The 22,302-nt window shown below is 68.9% G+C and carries 19 protein-coding genes, 1 rRNA gene and 1 riboswitch; of the genes, 16 read left to right on the forward strand and 4 right to left on the reverse strand.

What is annotated here, in order from left to right; translation table 11 throughout:
- The 11 genes from rrf to ACFYQA_RS35395 all read left to right on the forward strand — a co-directional run.
- Positions 1-95: ribosomal RNA gene (gene rrf, locus ACFYQA_RS35345) — 5S ribosomal RNA — on the forward strand; the annotation flags it as partial.
- A gap of 109 nt (positions 96-204) precedes the next feature.
- Positions 205-813 (forward strand): CDP-alcohol phosphatidyltransferase family protein, encoded by a 609-nt coding sequence (locus tag ACFYQA_RS35350; protein ID WP_332426082.1) that lies wholly within the window; start codon positions 205-207, stop codon positions 811-813.
- Positions 814-928: 115 nt separating this feature from the next.
- Positions 929-3,424: a sugar phosphate nucleotidyltransferase gene (locus ACFYQA_RS35355; protein ID WP_388926930.1), complete on the forward strand. Its 2,496-nt coding sequence runs from the start codon at positions 929-931 to the stop codon at positions 3,422-3,424.
- A gap of 180 nt (positions 3,425-3,604) precedes the next feature.
- Positions 3,605-4,453, forward strand: coding sequence for a DUF881 domain-containing protein (locus tag ACFYQA_RS35360; protein ID WP_388926933.1), 849 nt, complete (start codon positions 3,605-3,607; stop codon positions 4,451-4,453).
- A complete protein-coding gene (locus ACFYQA_RS35365) occupies positions 4,450-4,782 on the forward strand; it encodes a small basic family protein (protein WP_030808725.1) in 333 nt (110 codons plus the stop codon). The genes ACFYQA_RS35360 and ACFYQA_RS35365 overlap by 4 nt, the downstream gene beginning before the upstream one ends.
- A gap of 5 nt (positions 4,783-4,787) precedes the next feature.
- Positions 4,788-5,777, forward strand: coding sequence for a DUF881 domain-containing protein (locus ACFYQA_RS35370; RefSeq protein ID WP_388926936.1), 990 nt, complete (start codon positions 4,788-4,790; stop codon positions 5,775-5,777).
- Between the two features lie 61 nt (positions 5,778-5,838).
- A complete protein-coding gene (locus ACFYQA_RS35375) occupies positions 5,839-6,786 on the forward strand; it encodes an FHA domain-containing protein (protein ID WP_388926939.1) in 948 nt (315 codons plus the stop codon).
- A gap of 46 nt (positions 6,787-6,832) precedes the next feature.
- Positions 6,833-7,576: a MerR family transcriptional regulator gene (locus ACFYQA_RS35380; RefSeq protein WP_388926942.1), complete on the forward strand. Its 744-nt coding sequence runs from the start codon at positions 6,833-6,835 to the stop codon at positions 7,574-7,576.
- A 77-nt stretch (positions 7,577-7,653) separates the two neighbouring features.
- Entirely contained in the window at positions 7,654-8,127 is a 474-nt protein-coding gene (locus ACFYQA_RS35385) for a bifunctional nuclease family protein (protein ID WP_003988851.1), read from the forward strand.
- Positions 8,128-8,344: 217 nt separating this feature from the next.
- On the forward strand, positions 8,345-9,037 hold the full coding sequence (locus ACFYQA_RS35390; RefSeq protein ID WP_388926945.1) for a MerR family transcriptional regulator: 693 nt from the start codon (positions 8,345-8,347) through the stop codon (positions 9,035-9,037).
- Between the two features lie 145 nt (positions 9,038-9,182).
- Complete coding sequence (locus ACFYQA_RS35395) at positions 9,183-10,730, forward strand: DNA polymerase IV (protein ID WP_388926948.1); 1,548 nt, start codon at positions 9,183-9,185, stop codon at positions 10,728-10,730.
- Between the two features lie 87 nt (positions 10,731-10,817).
- Here the strand turns inward: ACFYQA_RS35395 and ACFYQA_RS35400 are convergent, their stop codons facing one another.
- On the reverse strand, positions 10,818-11,192 hold the full coding sequence (locus tag ACFYQA_RS35400; protein ID WP_386407232.1) for a PRC-barrel domain-containing protein: 375 nt from the start codon (positions 11,190-11,192) through the stop codon (positions 10,818-10,820).
- Between the two features lie 111 nt (positions 11,193-11,303).
- A riboswitch (glycine riboswitch) is annotated at positions 11,304-11,400 on the forward strand.
- Positions 11,401-11,571: 171 nt separating this feature from the next.
- Between ACFYQA_RS35400 and gcvP the strand changes: the two genes are divergently transcribed.
- Positions 11,572-14,457, forward strand: a complete 2,886-nt coding sequence (gcvP, locus tag ACFYQA_RS35405; RefSeq protein ID WP_388926951.1) for an aminomethyl-transferring glycine dehydrogenase — start codon at positions 11,572-11,574, stop codon at positions 14,455-14,457.
- A 241-nt stretch (positions 14,458-14,698) separates the two neighbouring features.
- Here gcvP and ACFYQA_RS35410 read toward each other — a convergent pair whose 3' ends face one another.
- A complete protein-coding gene (locus tag ACFYQA_RS35410; RefSeq protein ID WP_055596962.1) occupies positions 14,699-15,094 on the reverse strand; it encodes a molybdopterin-binding protein in 396 nt (131 codons plus the stop codon).
- Positions 15,095-15,585: 491 nt separating this feature from the next.
- Here ACFYQA_RS35410 and ACFYQA_RS35415 point away from each other — a divergent pair, with 491 nt between their 5' ends.
- From ACFYQA_RS35415 to ACFYQA_RS35425, 3 genes are all read left to right on the forward strand, one after another.
- Entirely contained in the window at positions 15,586-16,878 is a 1,293-nt protein-coding gene (locus ACFYQA_RS35415; protein WP_388926954.1) for an extracellular solute-binding protein, read from the forward strand.
- A gap of 6 nt (positions 16,879-16,884) precedes the next feature.
- Positions 16,885-17,883: a carbohydrate ABC transporter permease gene (locus tag ACFYQA_RS35420; RefSeq protein ID WP_388926957.1), complete on the forward strand. Its 999-nt coding sequence runs from the start codon at positions 16,885-16,887 to the stop codon at positions 17,881-17,883.
- A 152-nt stretch (positions 17,884-18,035) separates the two neighbouring features.
- On the forward strand, positions 18,036-18,800 hold the full coding sequence (locus tag ACFYQA_RS35425) for a carbohydrate ABC transporter permease (RefSeq protein ID WP_388926987.1): 765 nt from the start codon (positions 18,036-18,038) through the stop codon (positions 18,798-18,800).
- Between the two features lie 125 nt (positions 18,801-18,925).
- Here ACFYQA_RS35425 and ACFYQA_RS35430 read toward each other — a convergent pair whose 3' ends face one another.
- Together ACFYQA_RS35430 and ACFYQA_RS35435 are read right to left on the reverse strand one after the other, a co-directional pair.
- Entirely contained in the window at positions 18,926-19,132 is a 207-nt protein-coding gene (locus ACFYQA_RS35430) for a DUF5999 family protein (RefSeq protein ID WP_388926960.1), read from the reverse strand.
- A 437-nt stretch (positions 19,133-19,569) separates the two neighbouring features.
- A complete protein-coding gene (locus ACFYQA_RS35435) occupies positions 19,570-20,154 on the reverse strand; it encodes a hypothetical protein (RefSeq protein WP_386407240.1) in 585 nt (194 codons plus the stop codon).
- 567 nt (positions 20,155-20,721) lie between these two features.
- Here ACFYQA_RS35435 and ACFYQA_RS35440 point away from each other — a divergent pair.
- Positions 20,722-22,239 (forward strand): glutamate--cysteine ligase, encoded by a 1,518-nt coding sequence (locus ACFYQA_RS35440; RefSeq protein WP_388926963.1) that lies wholly within the window; start codon positions 20,722-20,724, stop codon positions 22,237-22,239.
- Positions 22,240-22,302 lie beyond the last annotated feature (63 nt).

Consider the following 22,302-nt stretch of genomic DNA (forward strand, 5'->3'; position numbering starts at 1 on the left):
AAACGCCCGGTTACATTCCGAACCCGGAAGCTAAGCCTTATTGCGCCGATGGTACTGCAGGGGGGACCCTGTGGGAGAGTAGGACGCCGCCGAACTCCTTTTAGAGCTCTGGCTCTTGGGCACGCAGCCCAAGGGCCAGAGCTTTTTTGCTTTGAGGTAGGGTCGGTGAGCATCATCAACACATTTCCCACAGGAGGTCCCCGGGTGGAGGTCCAGGAGACTCGCGTCCAGACGGACCGGGTCCTCACCATCCCGAACATCCTCAGCATGGCGCGACTTCTCGGCGTGCCACTCTTCCTGTGGCTGATCCTCCGGCCGGAGTTCGGCGGCCCGAAGAGTGACGGCTGGGCGCTCCTGGTGCTCGCTCTGAGCGGTGTCAGTGATTATCTGGACGGCAAGCTCGCGCGGCGATGGAACCAGGTCAGCAGCCTCGGCCGGCTCCTCGATCCAGCGGCGGACCGGCTCTATATCCTTTCGACCCTGGTGGGTCTCACCTGGCGCGAGATTCTTCCGCTTTGGTTGACGGCCGTACTGCTGGCCCGTGAGCTGCTTCTCCTGGTGATGGTGGGCATCCTCCGGCGTCACGGTTATCCGCCACCGCAGGTGAACTTCCTTGGGAAGGCAGCCACCTTCAACCTGATGTACGCCTTTCCGTTGCTCCTGCTCAGTGACGGTAGTGGCTGGATCTCGTCACTCGCTGCTATTTTCGGATGGGCGTTCGCTGGATGGGGTACAACCCTCTATTGGTGGGCAGGAGTCCTCTACGTGGTGCAGGTCCGCCGCCTGGTTCGTGCGGACGCCATGGCCGGCTGAACTCGCTGATTGGCACGCGCAACGTCGCGCGATGGCCCGCGGTGGAAAAGTGCGGGACAATCTTGGCAGGTGAAGTCGGCTAGACCGTCGTCTCTTCGAGGAGGACGCTTCCGACATGAAGGCCGTCGTGATGGCCGGGGGCGAAGGCACGCGCCTTCGCCCTATGACCTCAAGCATGCCCAAGCCGCTCCTGCCGGTGGCCAACCAGCCGATCATGGAGCATGTTCTGCGGTTGCTCAAAAGGCATGGACTCAATGAAACCGTTGTGACTGTCCAGTTCCTGGCATCGCTCGTCAAGAACTATTTCGGTGACGGCGAAGAGCTCGGAATGGAGCTCACCTATGCCAATGAGGAGAAGCCACTCGGTACCGCAGGAAGCGTCAAGAACGCCGAAGAGGCACTGAAGGACGACACCTTCCTTGTTATCTCTGGCGACGCGCTGACAGATTTCGACCTGACCGAGCTGATCAACTTCCACAAGGAGAAGGGCGCGCTGGTCACGGTCTGTCTGACCCGGGTGCCCAATCCGCTGGAATTCGGTATCACCATCGTGGACGAGGAAGGCAAGGTCGAGCGCTTCCTCGAGAAGCCGACCTGGGGACAGGTCTTCTCCGACACGGTGAACACCGGCATCTACGTCATGGAGCCCGAGGTCTTCGACTATGTCGAGGCCGACGTGCCCGTCGACTGGTCCGGGGACGTCTTCCCGCAGCTGATGAAGGAAGGCAAGCCCGTCTACGGCTTCATCGCCGAGGGCTACTGGGAGGACGTCGGCACGCACGAGAGCTATGTGAAGGCTCAGGCCGATGTCCTGGAGCGCAAGGTCGACGTCGACATCGACGGCTTCGAGATCTCTCCGGGCGTATGGGTCGCGGAGGGCGCCGAAGTACATCCCGACGCCATACTGCGCGGACCGCTCTACATCGGCGACTACGCCAAGGTCGAAGCCGGCGCCGAGATACGTGAGCACACGGTCGTGGGGTCCAACGTCGTGGTGAAGAGCGGGGCCTTCCTGCACAAGGCCGTCGTCCACGACAACGTGTACGTCGGGCCGCACAGCAACCTGAGGGGCTGCGTCCTCGGCAGGAACACCGACGTCATGCGCGCGGCGCGGATCGAGGACGGCGCTGTCATCGGCGACGAGTGCCTGATCGGTGAAGAATCCATTGTCCAGGGCAATGTACGGGTCTACCCGTTCAAGACGATCGAGGCCGGCGCGTTCGTCAACACCTCGGTCATCTGGGAGTCCAGAGGACAGGCCCATCTTTTCGGCGCCCGTGGGGTGTCGGGAATCCTGAACGTCGAGATCACGCCTGAACTCGCCGTTCGGCTGGCCGGCGCCTATGCGACAACGCTGAAGAAGGGGGCGACGGTCACCACCGCCCGGGACCACTCCCGCGGTGCCCGTGCCCTGAAGCGTGCGGTCATCTCCGCGTTGCAGGCCAGCGCCATCGACGTACGGGACCTGGAGAACGTACCGCTGCCCGTGGCCCGGCAGCAGACCGCGCGGGGCAGCGCGGGCGGCATCATGATCCGGACCACTCTCGGGGTGCCGGACTCCGTCGACATCATGTTCTTCGACGAGCAGGGCGCCGACCTCTCGCAGGGCAGCCAGCGCAAACTGGACCGGGTGTTCGCGCGGCAGGAGTACCGGCGCGCGTTCCCGGGCGAGATCGGTGATCTGCACTTCCCGGCGAGCGTCTTCGACTCGTACACCGGCTCGCTGTTGCGGAACGTCGACATCACGGGAATCGCGGAGTCCGGGCTGAAGGTGGTCGTGGACGCCTCCAACGGCAGCGCGGGGCTCGTGCTGCCGAGTCTGCTCGGCAAGCTCGGAGTGGACTCACTGACCATCAACCCGGGGCTCAACGAGTCCAGGCCGACCGAGACGGCAGATGTCCGACGGGCGGGGCTGGTGCGGCTCGGCGAGATGGTGGCATCCTCCGGTGCCGCGTTCGGTGTGCGATTCGACCCGGTCGGCGAGAGGCTCTCCCTCGTCGACGAGAAGGGGAGGATCATCGAGGACGACAGGGCGCTGCTCGTCCTGCTCGACCTCATCGCGGCCGAGCGGCGCAGCGGCCGAGTCGCGCTTCCCGTGACCACCACCAGGATCGCCGAGCAGGTGGCGGCCTACCACGGAACCCAGGTGGAGTGGACGACCACCTCGCCCGACGATCTCACCCGCGTGGGTGGTGAGGAGGGCACGATCTTCGGCGGTGACGGCAAGGGCGGTTTCATCGTTCCGGAGTTCAGCAGGGTCTACGACGGCACCGCGGCCTTTGTCCGGCTCATCGGTCTGGTGGCCAGGACGCAGCTCACGCTCAGCCAGATCGATGCGCGTATCCCGCGTGCGCACGTGATCAAGCGTGACCTGGCGACCCCGTGGGCGGTCAAGGGGCTCGTGATGCGGCGGGTCGTCGAGGAGGCCGGTGACCGCTTCGTGGACACCACTGACGGGGTGCGTGTGGTGGAAGCCGACGGCCGCTGGGTGATGGTGCTGCCCGACCCGGCCGAGGCGGTCACCCACCTGTGGGCCGAGGGTCCCGACGACGCCTCTGCCCAGGCTCTGCTCGACGAGTGGGCAGCGGTGGTGGACAGCGCCGGACGGTAACTCGGAACCGTGCAACGAACGGTACGCGTGCGTGCCGGACAAGTGTCCCCGACGGGGCCTGTCCGGTACGCACGCAGGCCCGTTCGGAGGTAGCACCCACGGCGTGCGACGATGTGCGGCATGCCGCAGCAACCCCCCGTTCGGAGCACCCCCCAGCGGCTACCGCGTCCGGACGCGTCCATGTCGTTGATCACCAACGTGATGGACCACAGCCTCGACGAGGGATATGCCGAGGCCGCCGCGCGAAGGCAGGCCGACGGCGGCGGAGGCATGCCGAAGACCCTCAGGGCGAAACTGGGGCTCGCCGGCGGTCTGGTGCTCGCGGCCCTGGTGGTGACCGTCGGAGCCGCGCAGGCCAGAGTGGAGGCTCCCGTCGTAGCCAAGGAGCGCGAGGAACTGATCGACAGGATCGACCGGGAAACCGAGGCGGCGGACAAGCTCGAGGACGACATCGACGCCCTCCGCGCCGACGTGAGCGCGCGGCAGCGCGAGGCGCTCAGGCGCAGCGGCCAGAACGACCGCACCGATCTGGTGGGCGTCCTGGCCGGTGCTGTCGCGGTGCACGGCCCCGGCGTGAAGCTCGTGGTGAACGATGCCAAGGAAACGAGCACCGGCGGGGACGGCGACGCTCGTTCGACCACCGGGTTCTCCGACACCGGGCGGGTCCGCGACCGGGACATGCAGCGCGTGGTCAACGGTCTGTGGGAGTCCGGCGCCGAGGCGATCTCCATCAACGGGCAGCGGCTGACCGCCCTTTCGGCGATCAGGGCCGCCGGGGACGCGATACTGGTCGACAACAGGCCGCTGGTGCCCCCTTACACGGTCTTCGCCGTGGGGGACGGCCGGCAGTTGAGCAGCCGGTTCCAGAACAGCTCGGACGGGCTGTATCTGCATGCCCTGCAGGAGAGCTACGACATCCGTACCACTCTTTCGGTGGAGGACGACCTCCGGCTGCCCGCCGCGCCGAGCGTGATCGTCCGAACTGCTCAACCGATAACCGAGACCGCACCTGAGAAAGGCACATCGTGATCGCCGTACTGGGCCTCGTCGTGGGAGTCGTGGCCGGACTGTTGGTCCGGCCCGAGGTTCCGGCGGTCGTCGAGCCGTACCTGCCGATCGCCGTCGTGGCGGCCCTCGACGCCGTCTTCGGCGGGTTGCGGGCCATGCTCGACGGCATCTTCGACGACAAGGTCTTCGTGGTGTCGTTCCTGTCCAACGTGGTCGTTGCCGCGCTGATCGTCTTCCTCGGCGATGAGCTGGGCGTGGGTGCCCAGCTGTCCACGGGCGTGGTGGTCGTCCTCGGTATCCGGATCTTCTCCAATGCCGCGGCGATCCGCCGGCACGTGTTCCGGGCGTGAGACCGATGAGCGATCAGGACCACGAGCCCGAGCCCGAGCACCCCCGTCAGGACGGCAGGACGATGCCCGAGCCGCCGACCGGACCGCACACGGCCCCCGGAGCCCACCAGGCGTCCCGGCCCCGCCCCGCCTCGGCACCGCCCCCTGCCGCCGCGCCGCATCCCGCCGCGGCAGCCGGTGGCGGCTTCCGGAAGGAACTGCCCGACGAGGTACCCGCGAGCGCATCCGCGTCCACGGAGGAGGAGGCGCCACCGGAACGGCTGGGATCCGATCTGTCCGGACGGCAGCGGCTGGTGAAAGGCCTGTGGCCGCCACGGATCACCCGGGCCCAACTCATCGTCGCTCTCCTGCTGTTCGGCCTGGGATTCGGCCTGGCCGTCCAGGTGGCCTCGAACAGCGAGGGCGACAGCGCCCTGCGCGGCGCACGCCAGGAGGATCTGGTCCGCATCCTCGATGAACTCGACGACCGCACAGAGCGTCTTGAGGACGAGAAGCAAGGACTCGAGGAGCAGCGCGACGAGCTCGAGAACAGCTCGGACCAGGCAGAGGAGGCCCGCCGGCAGACGCTCGAGAGGGAACGCCAACTCGGGATTCTGGCAGGCACGGTGGCTGCACAGGGCCCCGGCATCACGTTGGTCATCGAGGACCCGAAGGGGGTGGTCGAGTCGAACATGCTGCTCGATGCGGTCCAGGAGCTGCGCGCGGCCGGCGCCGAGGCCATTCAGGTGAACGGCGTACGGGTCGTGGCGGGCACCTACCTGTCGGATTCCGGCGACAGAGTGAGCGTCGACGGGAACAAGATCACTGCCCCCTATCGTTTCAAGGTCATCGGCAAGCCGCAGGACCTCGAGCCGGCGCTCAACATCCCTGGAGGAGTGGTGCAGACTCTGGAGAAGGAACAGGCCGCCGCCTCGGTGGAGCGGTCGACCAAGATCGTCGTGGATGCCTTGCGACCGGCGAAGCAGCCTGACTACGCTCGGTCGTCCTCGCAGTGAACCGGGGGTGCATGGAGGGTGACCGGCGAGGGCAAGAGGTTGCGGGGGGTCGGCGCACCGAATGGGTGGTGCGTGGTGGAAACTGTCTGGTGGATACGGACGTTGTGAGGATGTCCGGGTCGGCCAGTGTGTTCAGTCAGGGTTCGTCCTGCCCCACGGGCGGGTCTGTTTCGGTCAAGGGGAATCGCCCGTGAAGTTGTTTGGGAAGTTGTTCGGCAAGAGCGCACGAGAAGGCCGCGACAATGCGACCGCTCGCCATCGCGCACAGCCCGACGCAGAGGCGTCGCGTCCGCTGTACCGGGATCAGGTCGGCGGTCCGGGCGGGGACGTCGCGGGAGGTCAGGGCACGCAGTCGGTTGACCCTGCGCAGTCGAGCGGCATAGGTTTCGGGCAACCGTCAACCTCAGGTACGGGTGGAGGGTTCTCCACCCCGTACGCGTCCCAGGCCCCCGGTGGGCAGGAGGATCCGTCCATGTCGGCCTTGGTGTGCACGAGGTGCGGTAACCGCAACGCGGAGAACAGCCGTTTCTGTTCGAACTGTGGAGCTCCGCTCAGGCCCGGAGCCGTCCCGGAGCGTCCCTCCGAGACGACGTCCACCATCTCCATCTCCGGTCTCGAGGCGTACGACGCCGAGGTCACCGGCCAGACGCAGGTGCCGACGCTGTCCCCGGAGGCGCAGGCGGCCGTCGACGCGCTGCCGATGGGTTCCGCGCTCCTGGTCGTGCTCCGCGGTCCGAACTCGGGCAGCCGCTTCCTGCTGGACGGTGATCTGACCACGGCCGGACGCCACCCGCAGAGTGACATCTTCCTGGACGACGTGACGGTCTCCCGCCGGCACGTGGAGTTCCGCCGCAGCCAGGACGGTTCGTTCACAGTGGCCGATGTGGGCAGCCTGAACGGCACGTACGTCAACCGTGAGCGGATCGACCAAGTCGGTCTTTCGAACGGTGACGAGGTGCAGATCGGCAAGTACCGGCTGGTCTTCTACGCGAGCCAGCGGGGCTACTGACCCTCCCCGGACTCCGTCCGGGGCACCCTGACCCCAGGGAAGGTCCATGCTTCATACACCGAGCGGCGGTACCGGGCACGGTACCGCCGCCGCGGAAACTGGACTGATGAGCATCGGCACGGTGCTGAACGTGCTGCGCGAGGAATTCCCCGAAGTCACCATCTCCAAGATCCGCTTCCTGGAGTCGGAGGGGCTCATCGAGCCGCAGCGGACCCCCTCGGGGTACCGCAAGTTCAGCACCGGGGACGTGGAGCGTCTCGGCCATGTCCTGAGGATGCAGCGGGACCACTATCTGCCGCTCAAGGTGATCCGCGAGCACTTGGACGCGATGGAGCGCGGCGAGGCCGTCCCGCTTCCGGCACTGTCCCGGCCGCGGGACGGGGAAGCCGGCCCCGAGCCGTCCGCCGACCCGCCCGCGACAGCGGCCCGGATCGGGAGGGCGCAGCTGCTGGCGGCGGTCGGCGTCGACCAGCAGCAGCTCGCGGAGTGGGAGTCGTACGGGCTGCTCGCGCCGGTTGAGAACGAGGTGTACGACGCCGAGGCGATCACCATCGCCGGCCTCATCACCGAGCTGGGACGGTTCGGGATCGAGCCGCGGCATCTGAGGGCGATGAAGGCCGCCGCCGACCGGGAGGCCGGTCTGGTCGACCAGGTCGTCGCCCCGCTCAAGCGTCATCGCAACCCGCAGACCAGGGCGCACGCGGAGGCGCGTACGAAGGAGCTCGCCGGTCTCACGGTGAAGTTGCACGCCGCGCTGGTGAGCGCGGCGCTCGGGGTGCGGCTGCCATGAGGCCAGGAGGGCCTGGATCGGCCGTCCGATGCAGACCCGACTACCCAAACATCCCGGGCACGGCCTAGGGTTGCTGTGTGAACGAGCTCGATGTCGTAGGTGTCCGGGTCGAAATGCCCTCGAACCAACCGATCGTGCTGCTGCGTGAAGTGGGAGGCGACCGGTACCTCCCCATCTGGATCGGCCCGGGGGAGGCGACGGCCATCGCCTTCGCCCAGCAGGGCATGGCTCCCGCGCGCCCGCTGACCCACGACCTCTTCAAGGACGTGCTGGAAGCCGTCGGCCAGGAGCTCACGGAAGTGCGCATCACAGACCTGCGCGAGGGTGTCTTCTACGCGGAGCTGGTCTTCGCCAGCGGTGTCGAGGTGAGCGCCCGGCCGTCCGACGCTATAGCGCTGGCGCTGCGCACGGGTACGCCGATCTACGGCAGCGACACGGTGCTCGACGATGCCGGGATCGCCATCCCGGACGAGCAGGAGGACGAGGTGGAGAAGTTCCGCGAGTTCCTCGACCAGATCTCGCCGGAGGATTTCGGCTCCAGCAGCCAGTGAGGGCGGCGGCCGTTCCGCCGGAATGCCGCTCGAAACCGCGGTACGTGAGGGCCTTGCACGGCCCGCGCGGAGGGCATTCGGCTAGCCTTTCCCCGCGGTGGGGCACGGGAAACCACTCTTAGGGTGATTATCACTCGGCGTGCCGAGTGTGGCGATCGTTGACGCACCCTTGGTGACTGCCTACCGTCGAGGAGGCAGGTCAAGGACGGAGGTCGGCGTGAGAAGCACCGGCGACGGTACGGCTGGGGGTGCCCCCGGACATGGTCTCGGGGTGAGCGGTCTGTACCCTCCCCCAGGCTCTCAGCTCCGCGCGAGCGGGGCGTATGCCCATCACGGCAGTGTGGCCGATCCTGCTCCGCAGCGACCGGCGGCCGTGCCGAGCAGCAGCAGCGGAGGGGCGGCGACGTCCATGGCGTCCGAGGAGATCGGCTACCGCGGCCCGACGGCCTGCGCGGCCGCCGGTATCACCTACCGGCAACTGGACTACTGGGCTCGCACGGGACTGGTCGAGCCGAGTGTGCGGCCGGCCCATGGCTCGGGGACACAGCGGCTGTACAGCTTCCGGGACGTCGTCGTCCTGAAGATCGTCAAGCGGTTCCTGGACACCGGTGTCTCGCTGCAGAACATCCGTACCACCGTCCAGCACCTGCGGGAGGGGGGCTTCCGCGATCTGGAGCGCATGACGCTGATGAGCGACGGCGCCACGGTCTACGAGTGCGCCACGCCGGACGAGGTCCATGCCCTGCTCCAGGGCGGCCAGGGGATCTTCGGGATCGCCGTGAGCGTGGTGTGGCGGGACATCGAGAACGCGCTGTCGCAATTGCACGGGGAACGCATCGACACCGGGGAGACGCTGATCGGCCCCAACCCGGCGGATGAGCTGGCGAGGCGGCGCAACCGCGCCGTCTGAGCCGCACGGGCGGATCCGTGCCGTCCGCGGTGTCCCTGCTCTGCGCCGTGCATGGGGACCGTACTGCCGGGGCGGCCCTCGGGGCGGCGGGCGGCACGGCACCCACGACGGGGCATTGTCAGTGGCGTAGGGCAGCATCGGAGACGTGAGATCCGCACCCACAGTCCTGCATCTCGACATGGACGCCTTCTTCGCCTCGGTGGAGCAGGCGTCCAAGCCGAGCCTGCGCGGGAAGGCCGTGGTCGTGGGCGGGCTCGGGCCGCGCGGTGTGGTCGCCACCGCCTCGTACGAGGCCCGGGTCTTCGGTGTCCGTTCAGCGCTGCCCATGGCGCAGGCGCGGCGGCTCGCGCCGAACGCGGCGTATCTCGTGCCCCGCTTCGCGTTGTACCGGTCGATCAGCGACCAGGTGATGGAGCTGCTGCGGGCGCTGTCGCCACTGGTGGAGCCATTGAGTCTGGACGAGGCGTTCGTGGATCTGGAGGCCGGAGGGGCGGCTGAGGACGAGCGGTCCGCCCGGCTGGCCGGCGCGAAGCTGCGCGCGGACATACGGGCGGTCACGGGGCTCACCGGATCGGTGGGGCTGGCTGCCTCCAAGATGCTGGCGAAGATCGCTTCGGAGCAGGCCAAGCCGGACGGGCTGGTGCTGATCGAGCCGGGGACCGAGCGGGCCCTGCTGGCGCCCCTGTCGGTCCGGACACTGCCGGGTGTCGGGCCGGCCACCGGCGACCACCTGCGGCGGGCAGGGATCCACACGGTCGGGGACCTCGCCGAGGCAGGGGAGGACGAGCTGGTACGTCTGCTAGGCAAAGCACACGGACACGCCCTGCACGCCATGTCCCTGGCGAGGGACGAGCGGTCCGTGGTGGCCGAGCGGGAGACGAAGTCGGTGTCGGTCGAGGACACCTACGACGTGGACATCCACGACCGGGTGCGGGTCGGGGTGGAGGTACAGCGCCTCGCCGACCGCTGTGTGCGCCGGCTGAGGGCAGCAGGGCTGTCGGGACGGACCATCGTGCTGAAGGTGCGGCGGTACGACTTCTCGACACTCACCCGCTCCGAGACTCTGCGGGGTCCCACGGACGATCCGGCGGTGGTGCGTGAGGCGGCGACGCGGCTGCTGGACTCGGTCGACACGACGGGCGGCGTGCGGCTGCTGGGCGTGGGGGTCAGCGGGCTCGCCGATTACACGCAGGAGGATCTGTTCGCGCAGGCGGCGGAGGAGCGGGACAGGGAACTGCTGGGCGCGGAAGCGGAGGCGGCAGTGCCCGCGGAGGAACGGCAACAGCCGGGCGCCGAGCGGCGCTGGCCGGCCGGGCACGACGTAAGGCACAGCGAGTACGGCCATGGATGGGTCCAGGGCAGCGGCCTCGGGCGGGTCACCGTGCGATTCGAGACGCCCGGATCGGCACCGGGGCGGGTGAGGACCTTCCGGACCGACGACCGGGCCCTGTACCCCGCGGATCCGCTGCCGTTGGTGGAGCGAAGGCCTGGGGACAGCAGAGGGAGTGCGGACGGCCCGAGCGGTGAGAACGATCAGGACGACGGTGACGGTCAGGGCGGGGAGGGCACCCAGGACGGCGGGGCCGACGGCGATGCCCGGAGCCCCCAGGACGGCCGGGGCGCCCGGGGCAGCCAGGGTTCGAGGGCCGGTGCGGGGGCCGGTGGTGCGGACCTGGGGGCCTCGGGCGAGTGAGGGTGCTGCCCCGGGTGAGTCCGAAGGCAGGCCCTGGGGACGGGCAGATGCCGGCGCGATGGCTCGAGTGCGCCACGGGTGACGTCGTCAGGCGGAGTCGTCCCTGCCGGCGAGCCTGCCGAAGTCGTGGTCCGGGAACGGGGGAGGGGCGGCTGTGTCCAGGCCGTAGTGGTGGTAGAGCTGGAGTTCCTGCTCCGGGGAGAGATGGCGGCCCACCCCGAAGTCGGGAGCGTCCTTGATCAGGGCGCGTTCGAAGGGGATGTGGAGGCCGCCGTCGATCAGCTCGCTCGGCTCCAGGGGGACGAAGGCATCCCTGCTGAACAGGCCGGTGCGTATCGCCGCCCACTCCGGCACGCCGGTGGCGTCGTCGAGATAGACCTCATCGATCGTGCCGATCCGGTTGCCATTGCGGTCGAACGCCTTGCGGCCGATCAGGTTGCGCGGATCGATGTCGGTCTGCACGGGCCCTCCACTGGTCGCAAGGATTCGTCAGCACTACAAAACGGCACAATCGGCGGGGCGGCCACTCGAAAGTACGGGCCTTGCCCTCGCTGGTACCCTGGCAGCGGCTGCTGACCCCGTGCGGGAGAGCCCTCTCTGCACCATCGGAGGGCGCCGAAGGAGCAAATCCTCCCCGGAATCTCTCAGGCCCACGTACCGCATGGACGAGGTCACTCTGGAAAGCAGAGCGGGTGTCGACGGCTCCCGCTCTCACCGACGGTGAAAGCCGGCCGCCCCGGGCGGCCGGTGAAGCTCTCAGGTTGAGATGACAGAGGGGGAGGCCGTCCGGGCACCCGTCATGGTGCCCCTCGAAGGTCGTCGGACCAGGAGGCCTCCGCACATGACCGCCCATCGCATTCCCCTCTCCGAGCTCGAACAGGGAACGCCCTTCGAGCAGCGTCACATCGGCCCCGACCACGAGGCCCGAGCCAAGATGCTCGCGCAGGTCGGCTACGGCTCGCTCGAGGAGCTGACGGCCGCCGCCGTCCCGGATGTGATCAAGAACGCCGACGCGCTGGACCTGCCGGGTGCCCGCACCGAGCCCGAGGTGCTGGCCGAGTTGCGGTCGCTGGCCGACCGCAACGAGGTGCTCGGCTCCATGATCGGGCTGGGGTACTACGGGACCTTCACGCCGCCCGTCATCCTGCGCAACGTCATGGAGAACCCCGCCTGGTACACGGCCTACACGCCGTACCAGCCCGAGATCTCGCAGGGGCGGCTCGAGGCGCTGCTGAACTTCCAGACCATGGTCGCCGAGCTCACCGGCCTCCCGACCTCCGGTGCCTCCCTGCTCGACGAGGGCACCGCGGCCGCCGAGGCGATGGCGCTGTCGCGCCGCATGGGCAAGAACAAGAAGGGTCTGTTCCTGGTCGACGCGGACGCGCTGCCGCAGACCGTCGCCGTCATCCGGACCCGAGCCGAGCCGGCCGGCGTCGAGGTCGTCGTCGCCGACCTGAGCGAGGGCATCCCCGCCGAGGTCGCCGAGCGTGAGATCAACGGCGTGCTGATCCAGTACCCGGGCGCCTCCGGTGCCGTACGCGACATCAAGCCGGTGATCGACCGGGCGCACGAGCTGGGCGCGCTCGTCACCGTCGCCGCCGATCTGCTCGCCCTCACACTGCTGAGGTCCCCCGGCGAACTCGGCGCGGACATCGCGGTCGGCACGACGCAGCGCTTCGGCGTGCCGATGGGCTTCGGCGGACCGCACGCCGGATACATGGCCGTGCAGGAGAAGATGGCGCGCAGCCTGCCCGGACGGCTCGTCGGCGTCTCCGTCGACGCGGACGGGCACAGGGCCTACCGGCTCGCGCTCCAGACCCGCGAGCAGCACATCCGCCGTGAGAAGGCCACCAGCAACATCTGTACCGCCCAGGTGCTGCTCGCCGTCATGGCCGGTATGTATGCCGTGTACCACGGCCCCGAGGGGCTGAGGACCATCGCGTGGCGCACCCACCGCTACGCGACCGTCCTCGCCGAAGGGCTCCGGGCCGGGGGCGTGGAGATCGTCCACGGTTCCTACTTCGACACGCTGACCGTACGGGTCCCGGGGCGGGCAGCCGAGGTCGTGGCCGCCGCCCGGGACAACGGCGTCAACCTGCACCTCGTCGACGCCGACCTCGTCTCGATCGCCTGCGACGAGACGACCACGCGCGACCGGCTCGCCGCCGTGTGGAGCGCCTTCGGTGTCGGGGGAGACGTCGAATCCCTGGACGCGGCCGCGCGGAACGCCCTCCCGGACGCCCTGCTGCGCACCGATGAGTACCTGGCGCACCCCGTCTTCCACCAGCACCGATCCGAGACCGCGATGCTGCGCTACCTGCGCAGGCTCGCCGACCGTGACTACGCGCTGGACCGCGGCATGATCCCGCTGGGATCCTGCACCATGAAGCTCAACGCGACCGCGGAGATGGAGCCCATCACCTGGCCCGAGTTCGGGCAGTTGCATCCCTTCGCGCCGACCGGGCAGGTCCAGGGCTACCTCACGCTCATCCGCGAGCTGGAGGACCGGCTCGCGGAGGTCACCGGCTACGACAAGGTGAGCCTTCAGCCCAACGCGGGCTCCCAGGGCGAACTGGCCGGTTTGCTCGCCGTCCGCGGGTACCACCGGGCCAACGGCGACGAGCAGCGCACCGTCTGCCTCATCCCGTCCTCCGCGCACGGCACCAACGCCGCCAGCGCCGTCATGGCCGGCATGAAGGTCGTCGTCGTGAAGACCGCCGAGGACGGCGAGGTCGACGCCGACGACCTGCGCGCGAAGATCGAGCGGTACCGCGACGAGCTGTCGGTGCTGATGATCACGTACCCCTCGACGCACGGTGTGTTCGAGGAGCACGTCGCCGACATCTGTGCGGCCGTGCACGAGGCCGGCGGCCAGGTGTACGTGGACGGCGCGAACCTCAACGCGCTGGTCGGGCTGGCCAAGCCCGGACACTTCGGCGGGGACGTCTCGCACCTGAACCTGCACAAGACCTTCTGTATCCCGCACGGCGGCGGCGGCCCCGGCGTCGGTCCGGTCGGCGTGCGGGCGCACCTGGCGCCGTACTTGCCGAACCACCCGCTGCAGCCCGAGGCCGGGCCGGAGACCGGGATCGGGCCCATCTCGGCGGCGCCGTGGGGCTCGGCGGGGATCCTGCCCATCTCGTGGGCGTACGTCCGGCTGATGGGCGGCGAGGGGCTCAAGCGGGCCACCCAGGTGGCGGTACTCAGCGCCAACTACATCGCCAAGCGCCTCGAACCGCACTACCCGGTGCTGTACACCGGTCCCGGCGGGCTGGTCGCGCACGAGTGCATCATCGACCTGCGCCCCTTGACCAAGGCGACCGGCGTGAGCGTGGACGACGTGGCCAAGCGGCTGATCGATTACGGCTTCCACGCGCCGACGATGTCGTTCCCGGTGGCCGGGACGCTGATGATCGAGCCGACCGAGTCCGAGGACCTGGCCGAACTCGACCGGTTCTGCGAGACGATGATCGCGATTCGCTCGGAGATCGAGAAGGTCGGCTCCGGTGAGTGGCCCGCGGAGGACAATCCCCTGCGCAACGCCCCGCACACCGCCGCCGCGCTCGGTGGGGAGTGGGAGCACGCGTACAGTCGTCAGGAAGCCGTCTTCCCGACCGGCGTGAGTGCCGCCGACAAGTACTGGCCGCCGGTGCGCCGCGTCGACCAGGCCTTCGGCGACCGTAACCTGGTGTGCTCCTGCCCCCCGCTGGAGGCGTACGAGGACTGACGCGGCGGGCGCCCTACGAGGCCGGGACCGGCAACCGGGACCGGCAACCGGGACCGGCAACCGGGACCGGCAACCGGGACCGGCAACCGGGACCGGCAAACCGAGGAGCAACGCCCTGTACCTGTACAGGTACCGAGGAGCGGAAGGGCTCCGCTTCGGCCATGTGGCCGGGGCGGAGCCCTTCGTCGTACCCCCTACCCGCCTGCGGGGTCCAGGGCCTGAGCAGGGCCGTTTCCGGGCGTCAGACGCGGTCGATATGGACGTTTGTCGACTTCACCCGGGCCGTGGCCTCCATGCCGACCTCCAGCCCGAGCTCCTCGACGGCCTCGCGGGTCAGCAGCGAGACCAGTCGGTGCGGGCCCGCCTGGATCTCGACCTGGGCGGCCACGTCGCCGAGCTTGATCGCGGTGACGATGCCGGGAAAGGCGTTGCGCGCCGAGGTGTACGGGGTGCCCTCCTCGGCCGTGCCGGCCTTCGCGAGGTCCACCGAGAACGCGGCCAGGTCCCGCCCGTCGATGAGCCGCCGTCCGCCTTCGTCGCGGTGGGTGGTGACCCGGCCGGCGTCCGCCCAGCGGCGGGCGGTGTCCGGGCTGACGCCGAGCAGCCGCGCCGCCTGGCCGATCGTGTAGGACTGCATGCCGATCACGATAGGGCGGGAGGCGGAGCCGGACGGTGCGGGGGTGATGGGAATGAGTGGCTCCCGCGTCTTCGATCGTAAGGTTCGCCGGATGATCCGAAAGTTTCGCTTGCCTCGGCGGAGGTGGCGCGGCGCCGCTCGGCGTGTTCGGGGCCGTCACCGCGCACCGACCGGCCGCTTCGAACCGGACTTCCGGGAGGGCCGTGGTCCGGGGTGCCGATGGTGGCGGCGGGAGCGTACCGGACCCGGCCGACCGGCGGGGCGCCGCCTTCTGGAGGGTGGCGGAAGAGTCCGGTCCGGGCGCGGTTGGCGGCCGCCCCGGTGCGTGCGGTGCGGGTCGGAGGCAGATTCACCGCGTACAAGGGGTTGCCACCGTTTGGCGGCTGTCTCTAGGGTGCGGCAACAATGCATGTTTCTGAGTTTCTTCCGAAACTTTCGAACCAGTGGGTGGGTGTGGAGATGTCCGCCCCTGACTCCAAGGAGTGCATGACATGGGCGACCCGGCACTGTCCCGCCGCGGCTTCCTGGCGGCCTCCGCCGCGGCCGGCCTGGGCATCACGGCACTGAGCGCGTGTGGCGGAGACTCGGACGGAGGGTCGTCGGGGACGACCACGATCGAGTGGTGGAACATCTCCACCACCCAGCCGACGAAGGACGTCTGGGCCGCTCTCGCCCGGAAGTTCGAAAAGCAGAACCCCACGGTCAGGATAAAGATCGTGCAGCTCGAGAACGACGCCTACAAGTCCAAGATGACCGCGCTGACCGCTTCCGGGAAGCTGCCGGACATCTTCCACACGTGGGGTGGCGGCGTACTCAAGCAGCAGGTCGACGCGGGGCTCGTCGAGGACCTGACCGGCTCCACCAAGGCGTTCGCCGACAGTCTGCTGCCGGTCGCCAAGGAGCCCTACCTCCTCGACGACAAGCTGTACGGCATCCCGTTCGACATCGGCATGGTCGGCTTCTGGTACAACAAGGCGCTCTTCAAGAAGGCCGGGATCGCCGAACCGCCGACCACGTGGAGCGGGTTCCTGGACGCGGTGAGCAAGCTGAAGGCCGCCGAGGTCACGCCGATCGCCCTGGCCGGCAAGGAGACCTGGACCGGCATGTACTACTGGGCGTACCTCGCGATGCGCACCGCAGGTATCGACGCCCTCGCGAAGGCCGACGCGGACGACGACTTCACCGGCCCCGGCTTCGTCCAGGCCGGAAAACACCTCAAGGAACTCGTCGACCTGGAGCCGTTCCAGAAGGGCTTCCTCGGCGCCTCCTACTCCACCCCCACCGGCCAGGCCGCCGCGGTCGGCAACGGCAAGGCGGCCATGGAACTGATGGGCCAGTGGGCTCCCGTCGTCGAAGCCGATGCGGGCAAGGGCCTCGGCGACGACCTCGGCTTCTTCCCGTTCCCGGCCGTCGAGGGCGGCAAGGGCACCATCACCGAGGTGTTCGGCGGGGGCGGCGGGCACGCGCTGCGCCGGGGCGCGCCGCAGGCCGCGGTCGACTTCCTGGAGTTCTTCGCCTCCGAGGTGACGGACCGCGAACTGGTCAAGGAGACCGGGGTGCTGCCCGTGGTCCCGGCCGCCGAGGCGGCGCTGACCGACGCCAACCTTCAGATCGTGCAGAAACAGCTCAAGAGCACCACCGGTTTCCAGCTCTACCTCGACCAGGCCTACGCCCCCGCTCTCGGCCAGGAGATCAACGCCTCCGTCGGCGCTCTCATCGCCGGTTCCAAGTCTCCCGGACAGGCCGCCGAGTCCATCACGAAGACGGCGAAGGAAGAGCAGTAGCCGGCGATGACCTCCACGTTCCTGCCGGAGAAGAGGACCGGCCCCGAAACCGATCTCTCGCCCCCGCCCACCTCCGACGCGCGCGGACGCCGACGCCGCCGCGCACAGCACTGGCTCACCGCGGTCGGCTTCCAGGTGCCCGCGCTGGTGCTGTTCGGCGTCCTGGTGCTGCTGCCGATCCTGTTCGCCGTGTACGCCGCCTTCTTCCGGTGGGGCGGCTTCGGCATGCCGTCCGACTTCGTCGGCGGCGACAACTTCGTCCGGCTTTTCCAGGACCCCGTGTTCCTGGGCGACCTGTGGCGCTGTTTCCTGCTGGTCGCCCTGTCGCTGGTCCTCCAGCTGCCCTTCGCGCTGGCGCTGGCCGTGGCGCTGAACCAGCGCGTACGCGGTCGGGCCGTGTACCGCATGCTGTTCTTCGCCCCGTACGTACTGTCCGAGGCCATCACCGGCGTGCTGTTCGCGATGATCTTCGCCCCCGGGGAGGGGCTCGCCGACGAACTCCTGGGCAAAGTGGGGCTCGAGGGCCTCGGCGGGGAGTGGTTCGCCGATCCCGACATGGTGATGGCGACCCTCTTCCTGGTCATGACCTGGAAGTACTTCGGCTTCCACATGATGCTCCACCTGGCCGGACTCCAGTCCATTCCCAAGGAGCTGACCGAGGCGGCGCTGATCGACGGCGCGGGTCCCTGGCAGCGCTTCCGCAATGTCACCCTGCCGCTGCTGGCTCCCACCCTGCGGATCAGCGTCTTCCTGTCGGTGATCGGTGCCATCCAGCTGTTCGACCTGGTGTGGGTGATCACTCAGGGCGGCCCCGACCACCACTCCGAGACCATGGCCGTGACCATGTTCCAGTACGGCTTCAAGCGCTACCAGGTCGGCTACGCCGGCGCGATCAGTGTGGTCATGTTCGGCATCAGTCTCGTCTTCGCCCTCGCCTACCAGCGCTTCGTGCTGCGCCGGGACCTCGAAGGGGCGATCACGACCATGCGCGGAGGCGGAAAATGACGCTCCCTCAAAAACGGGCCGGCCTCGGCACGGCCGTGTCCGCGCCGGCGTCCCCGGAGGCGTCCGCGAGCGAGACCGTGACCAGTCCCCCGCGCCGGCGTTCTCTCCGGGCCCTGTCGTTGCATCTCGTCCTGATCGCCGTCGGCGCGGTGATGGCCGTGCCCCTGCTGTACGCCGTGCTGTCCGGGTTCAAGTCCACCGACCAGCTCTCGGGTAACCCCGTCGGGCTGCCCGACCCGTGGGTGGGCGCCAACTACACCGGCATCCTTGCTTCCGGCGATTTCTGGCGGCTGGCCGGCAACAGCACGCTGATCGCCGTCGCCACGGCCTTGATAGTGGTCGCGGTGTCCGCGCCGGCGGCGTTCTCCTTCGCCCGGTTCGCCTTCCGGGGGCGGGAGGTGCTGTTCACGCTGTTCACGATGGGGCTGATGTTCCCGTTCGCGGTGGCCGCGTTGCCGCTGTTCCTGCTGCTGCGCTCCATGGGTCTGCTGGACAACCCGCTCGGCGTGATTCTCCCGCAGGCCGCCTTCGGCCTGCCGATGACGATCATCATCCTGCGCGGATTCTTCCGGCAGATCCCAGGGGAACTGGAGGAGGCGGCCACGCTCGACGGCTGCAGCCCGTTCGGCTTCTTCTGGCGGGTGCTGCTGCCGATGGCACGGCCCGCGCTGGGCACCGTCTCGGTGCTCGCCGTGGTCACCAGCTGGAACAACTTCTTCCTGCCGCTGCTGGTGTTCACCGACGACACCTGGTGGACCATCCCTATAGGCGTCCAGCAGTTCCAGGGCCAGTACTCCGCGGACACCGCGCGTGTCTTCGCGTACCTCGTCCTGGCCATGGTTCCCGCGCTCGCCTTCTACTCGGTCGCCGAGCGCCAGCTCGTCGGCGGCCTGACCGCGGGCGCGACCAAGGGGTGACGCACATGCGTCCGGTGCGTCACGGTGTGTGGCAGACCCTGCATGCGCGTCGGGGCCGGTTCGCGGGAGTCCCGAGGTCCGGCCCCTGGTGTTCCGCGGGCGGGCTCTGCTCCGCCCGGCAAAGCTTAGGCGGTGGTCATCGCCTGGATGGTGCCCAGGGAGCGCTGCGGGGCGATGCACCTGCCATCGGGCAGGAGTTCACCGGTGTCCTCGAAGAGCACGACACCGTTGCACAGCAGACTCCAACCCTGCTCCGGGTGGTGCGCCACCAGACGGGCGGACTCCCGGTCGGCGGAATCGGCTGCGGGGCAGGGTGACTGGTGCTGGCACATGGATGGGATCTTTCGCTCTGGCGTGACCTGCGGGCTGGCTGTCGTTTCAGTTCCGCGCCGTGAAGCTTCGTTCATGGCCGCCCCCCGTTGTGATGGGCCCGTCGAGACAGGCCGGTCGGAAACAAGTGTTGCCCCTCGGGCGGCAATCCGCAGGGATTTCGCGGCACCGCCCCTCACAGGGTGATGACGTGTCACCCTGGTGGACGGTTCAGCTCAACTGCCCTGTCAATTCGGGTGGTTCCGCATGGCCGAATGAGGCTAGTCCGGTCCGGAGTCCTGGCCACTCCGGTGTCCTGGGCCACGTCGGACTTCCTGGTGGTTCCGGTGAGGGCGTGGCCCGCCGCCGGCGGTCCGGCGGCGGGCACGCAAGAGGGAGGTGCGGGAGAGGGGGGAGGGGCGAGGAGAGGGTGCTCGCGCGAGGTGAGAGGTGAGAGGCGTCAGGCGGGTGAGCCGAGCAGCCGGTCTGGCGTGACCCGGTGGGTCAGCACCGGGAGAAGTTCGGCGGCCCGGTGCGGGCGGTGGGCCGCGATGCCGGGCGGTGCCGGGGCGAGCGGGACGAGCAGGTCGGTGGCTGCCGGATGGCCGGTGGCGCCGTCCGCTGTGCGGTCGCCGTGCAGCCAGAGGGCCAGCATGTAGAGGCCGGGTACCGACAGCAGCCGGGGCTGGTACGACTGAGGCAGGGCCTCGGCCTGGCGCAGGGCCAGCTCGGTGGAGGCGATGTAGGGGCCCTCGAAGAAGCGGGAGAAGGCCCAGCCGTCGGGGGTGAGTACGGTGTCCGCTGCGGCCACCGCCCGGTCGCCGCAGCGGATCAGGAAGCGCCAGCCGGCCAGTCGCGTCGCGGACACGCCCTCGGCGGTGACCCGGTCCAGGACGTGTACGGGCAGCGGCAGTTCGGGCGAAGCAGTCCCCTCGGCACCGAGGAGGGAGGGGGTTCGGGCCTCACTGACCGCGGTGGGAGAGGAGAGTGCGGTCAGGACGGAACGCAGTGCGGGCGCGGGAGCCGGGGGGACATGCAGGGGCATGGTGGGTCGCCTCTCATTCGAAGGCACAGTGACGCGAAGGCGGGGCGGACGACGCTGTCAGCTCACGAAGGCCAGGAGGCAGGGGCCGGGGGGTCTGAGTACGAGAGGTGGGGGTGAGGAGTGCCGCACGTCACCTCATCGGCTGGATCACTCGACCGTGGGCGCCAACCTTCTGCCTTGTCCACGGAGTTTATACGACGCGTGTTCGGAGTATGTTTCGGCTAGTCGTTTTCGATCCGTGAAACAAGGGTACTTCCGGACGGCGAAACGGGGGAATTATCCCGATTCTCAGTCGGGTGTGCGGCGATGACCTCGATAAATGGCCGCGCAGTGGTAGGCCTATTGTCGTCGGCGTTTTTCACGAGTTCGCCGTCGCCTTGTCACGCGCACTGTCGGCCATGTGTCGGCCATGCCGCGTGAATGTGCCACTGGTCACCTTCGATCAGCGTAGCGGGCAACAGGTCGCTCCGGGGCGTTATCGATCGCATCCGCTGGGCATCCTCCACTGTGGACCGGGACCCGGCGGCCGATCATCGGACCGCCCATTCGAGGAGGAGGGAGGCTTCGATGGGGGAGAAGGTCGTGGCAGGCGGGCTCGACCTGTCCGATCGTCAGCGCTACCGCGACAAGCTCCGCAGGTGCCTGACGGGTTTGGAGCGGCTCCTGGCGGAGAAGCGGTTCGACCGGCCCAGGAACCTCATGGGGCTGGAGATCGAATTGAATCTCACGGGCGCCGACGGGATGCCCAAAATGTTGAATGGACAAGTCCTCGAGCGGATTGCGAGCCGCGACTTCCAAACAGAACTCGCCATGTTCAACCTGGAAGTCAACATAGCTCCACACCGTTTGGATGGTCGGGTATTCGACCGGCTCGCCGAGGAACTTCGTACCTCCCTCGCGTACGCGGACCGGAAAGCCGCCGAAGTGGGCGCCGGAATCTTGATGATCGGGATTCTGCCGACGCTGGACCGCGACGACCTGGTCTCCTCGAATCTCTCTGCCGTCGATCGCTACACCCTGCTCAACGAGCAGATCGTGGCCGCTCGCGGGGAGGACTTCAGCCTCGACATCGAGGGGGTGGAACGCCTCAGTTGTACCTCCAAGTCCATCGCGCCGGAGGCTGCCTGCACCTCGGTACAACTGCATCTCCAGGTCACCCCGGCCCGCTTCGCCGACGTGTGGAACGCGGCCCAGGCGGTTGCCGCCGCCCAGATCGCCGTCGGCGCCAACTCCCCCTTCCTGTTCGGCCGTGAACTGTGGCGCGAGTCCAGGCCACCGCTGTTCCAGCAGTCCACCGATACCCGTCCGCCCGAGCTCCAGGCGCAGGGAGTGCGGCCGCGCACCTGGTTCGGCGAGCGCTGGGTCGGCTCGGCGTTCGACCTCTTCGAGGAGAATCTGCGCTACTACCCCGCACTCCTGCCGATCTGCGACGACGAGGACCCGCTCGACGTGATGGACCGGGGCGGCACCCCTTCGCTCGCGGAACTCGTCCTGCACAACGGCACGGTCTACCGCTGGAACCGCCCGGTCTACGACGTCGCCGACGGCGTGCCCCACCTACGGGTGGAGAACCGGGTCCTGCCCGCCGGCCCCACCGTCGTCGACGTGGTCGCCAACGCGGCGTTCTACTACGGCCTCGTCCGGGCCCTCGCGGAGGACAGCCGCCCCGTGTGGACCCGGCTTCCCTTCGAGGCCGCCGCCGCCAACTTCGACGCCGCCTGCAGGCACGGCATCGACGCCCGCTTCACCTGGCCCCGGCGCGGGCGTTACGGGGGTATGGCCGAGGTGGACGCGGTCACCCTCGTACGCGACGAACTGCTGCCGCTGGCCGAGGCGGGACTGGACGCGTGGGGCATCGAACCCGCGGACCGGGACCTGTACCTCGGCGTGATCGAGGAGCGCTGCCGACGCCGGCAGAACGGCGCGAGCTGGCAGGCCGCGACCTTCCACCGGGCGCTGGACGGGGGCCTGTCCCGGGAGGCTGCACTGGCAGCCACCACCCGGCGCTACCGTGAGCTGATGCTGCGGGGCGATCCGGTACACGCCTGGCCCGTCGGGCTGCCGGAGCCGGTGCCCACGGGCTGACCCTCCGGGCGAGCGGGCGGACGTGCCCCGGGCAGCCGGAGGGACGGCCGCCCGGAGGCCGCC

The organism is Streptomyces sp. NPDC005774, assembly GCF_042871645.1.
Taxonomy (GTDB): domain Bacteria; phylum Actinomycetota; class Actinomycetes; order Streptomycetales; family Streptomycetaceae; genus Streptomyces; species Streptomyces pratens.

What these genes read in the sequence shown, in the direction of transcription:
- ACFYQA_RS35440 (WP_388926963.1), top strand. Translation starts at nt 20,722, where the DNA reads ATGGGGGAGAAGGTCGTGGCAGGCGGGCTCGACCTGTCCGATCGTCAG.
- ACFYQA_RS35360 (WP_388926933.1), top strand. Translation starts at nt 3,605, where the DNA reads ATGTCGTTGATCACCAACGTGATGGACCACAGCCTCGACGAGGGATAT.
- ACFYQA_RS35370 (WP_388926936.1), top strand. Translation starts at nt 4,788, where the DNA reads ATGAGCGATCAGGACCACGAGCCCGAGCCCGAGCACCCCCGTCAGGAC.
- gcvP (WP_388926951.1), top strand. Translation starts at nt 11,572, where the DNA reads ATGACCGCCCATCGCATTCCCCTCTCCGAGCTCGAACAGGGAACGCCC.
- ACFYQA_RS35380 (WP_388926942.1), top strand. Translation starts at nt 6,833, where the DNA reads ATGCTTCATACACCGAGCGGCGGTACCGGGCACGGTACCGCCGCCGCG.
- ACFYQA_RS35435 (WP_386407240.1), bottom strand. Translation starts at nt 20,154, where the DNA reads ATGCCCCTGCATGTCCCCCCGGCTCCCGCGCCCGCACTGCGTTCCGTC.
- ACFYQA_RS35410 (WP_055596962.1), bottom strand. Translation starts at nt 15,094, where the DNA reads ATGCAGTCCTACACGATCGGCCAGGCGGCGCGGCTGCTCGGCGTCAGC.
- ACFYQA_RS35355 (WP_388926930.1), top strand. Translation starts at nt 929, where the DNA reads ATGAAGGCCGTCGTGATGGCCGGGGGCGAAGGCACGCGCCTTCGCCCT.
- ACFYQA_RS35420 (WP_388926957.1), top strand. Translation starts at nt 16,885, where the DNA reads ATGACCTCCACGTTCCTGCCGGAGAAGAGGACCGGCCCCGAAACCGAT.
- ACFYQA_RS35425 (WP_388926987.1), top strand. Translation starts at nt 18,036, where the DNA reads ATGGCCGTGCCCCTGCTGTACGCCGTGCTGTCCGGGTTCAAGTCCACC.
- ACFYQA_RS35415 (WP_388926954.1), top strand. Translation starts at nt 15,586, where the DNA reads ATGGGCGACCCGGCACTGTCCCGCCGCGGCTTCCTGGCGGCCTCCGCC.
- ACFYQA_RS35375 (WP_388926939.1), top strand. Translation starts at nt 5,839, where the DNA reads ATGGGTGGTGCGTGGTGGAAACTGTCTGGTGGATACGGACGTTGTGAG.
- ACFYQA_RS35430 (WP_388926960.1), bottom strand. Translation starts at nt 19,132, where the DNA reads ATGTGCCAGCACCAGTCACCCTGCCCCGCAGCCGATTCCGCCGACCGG.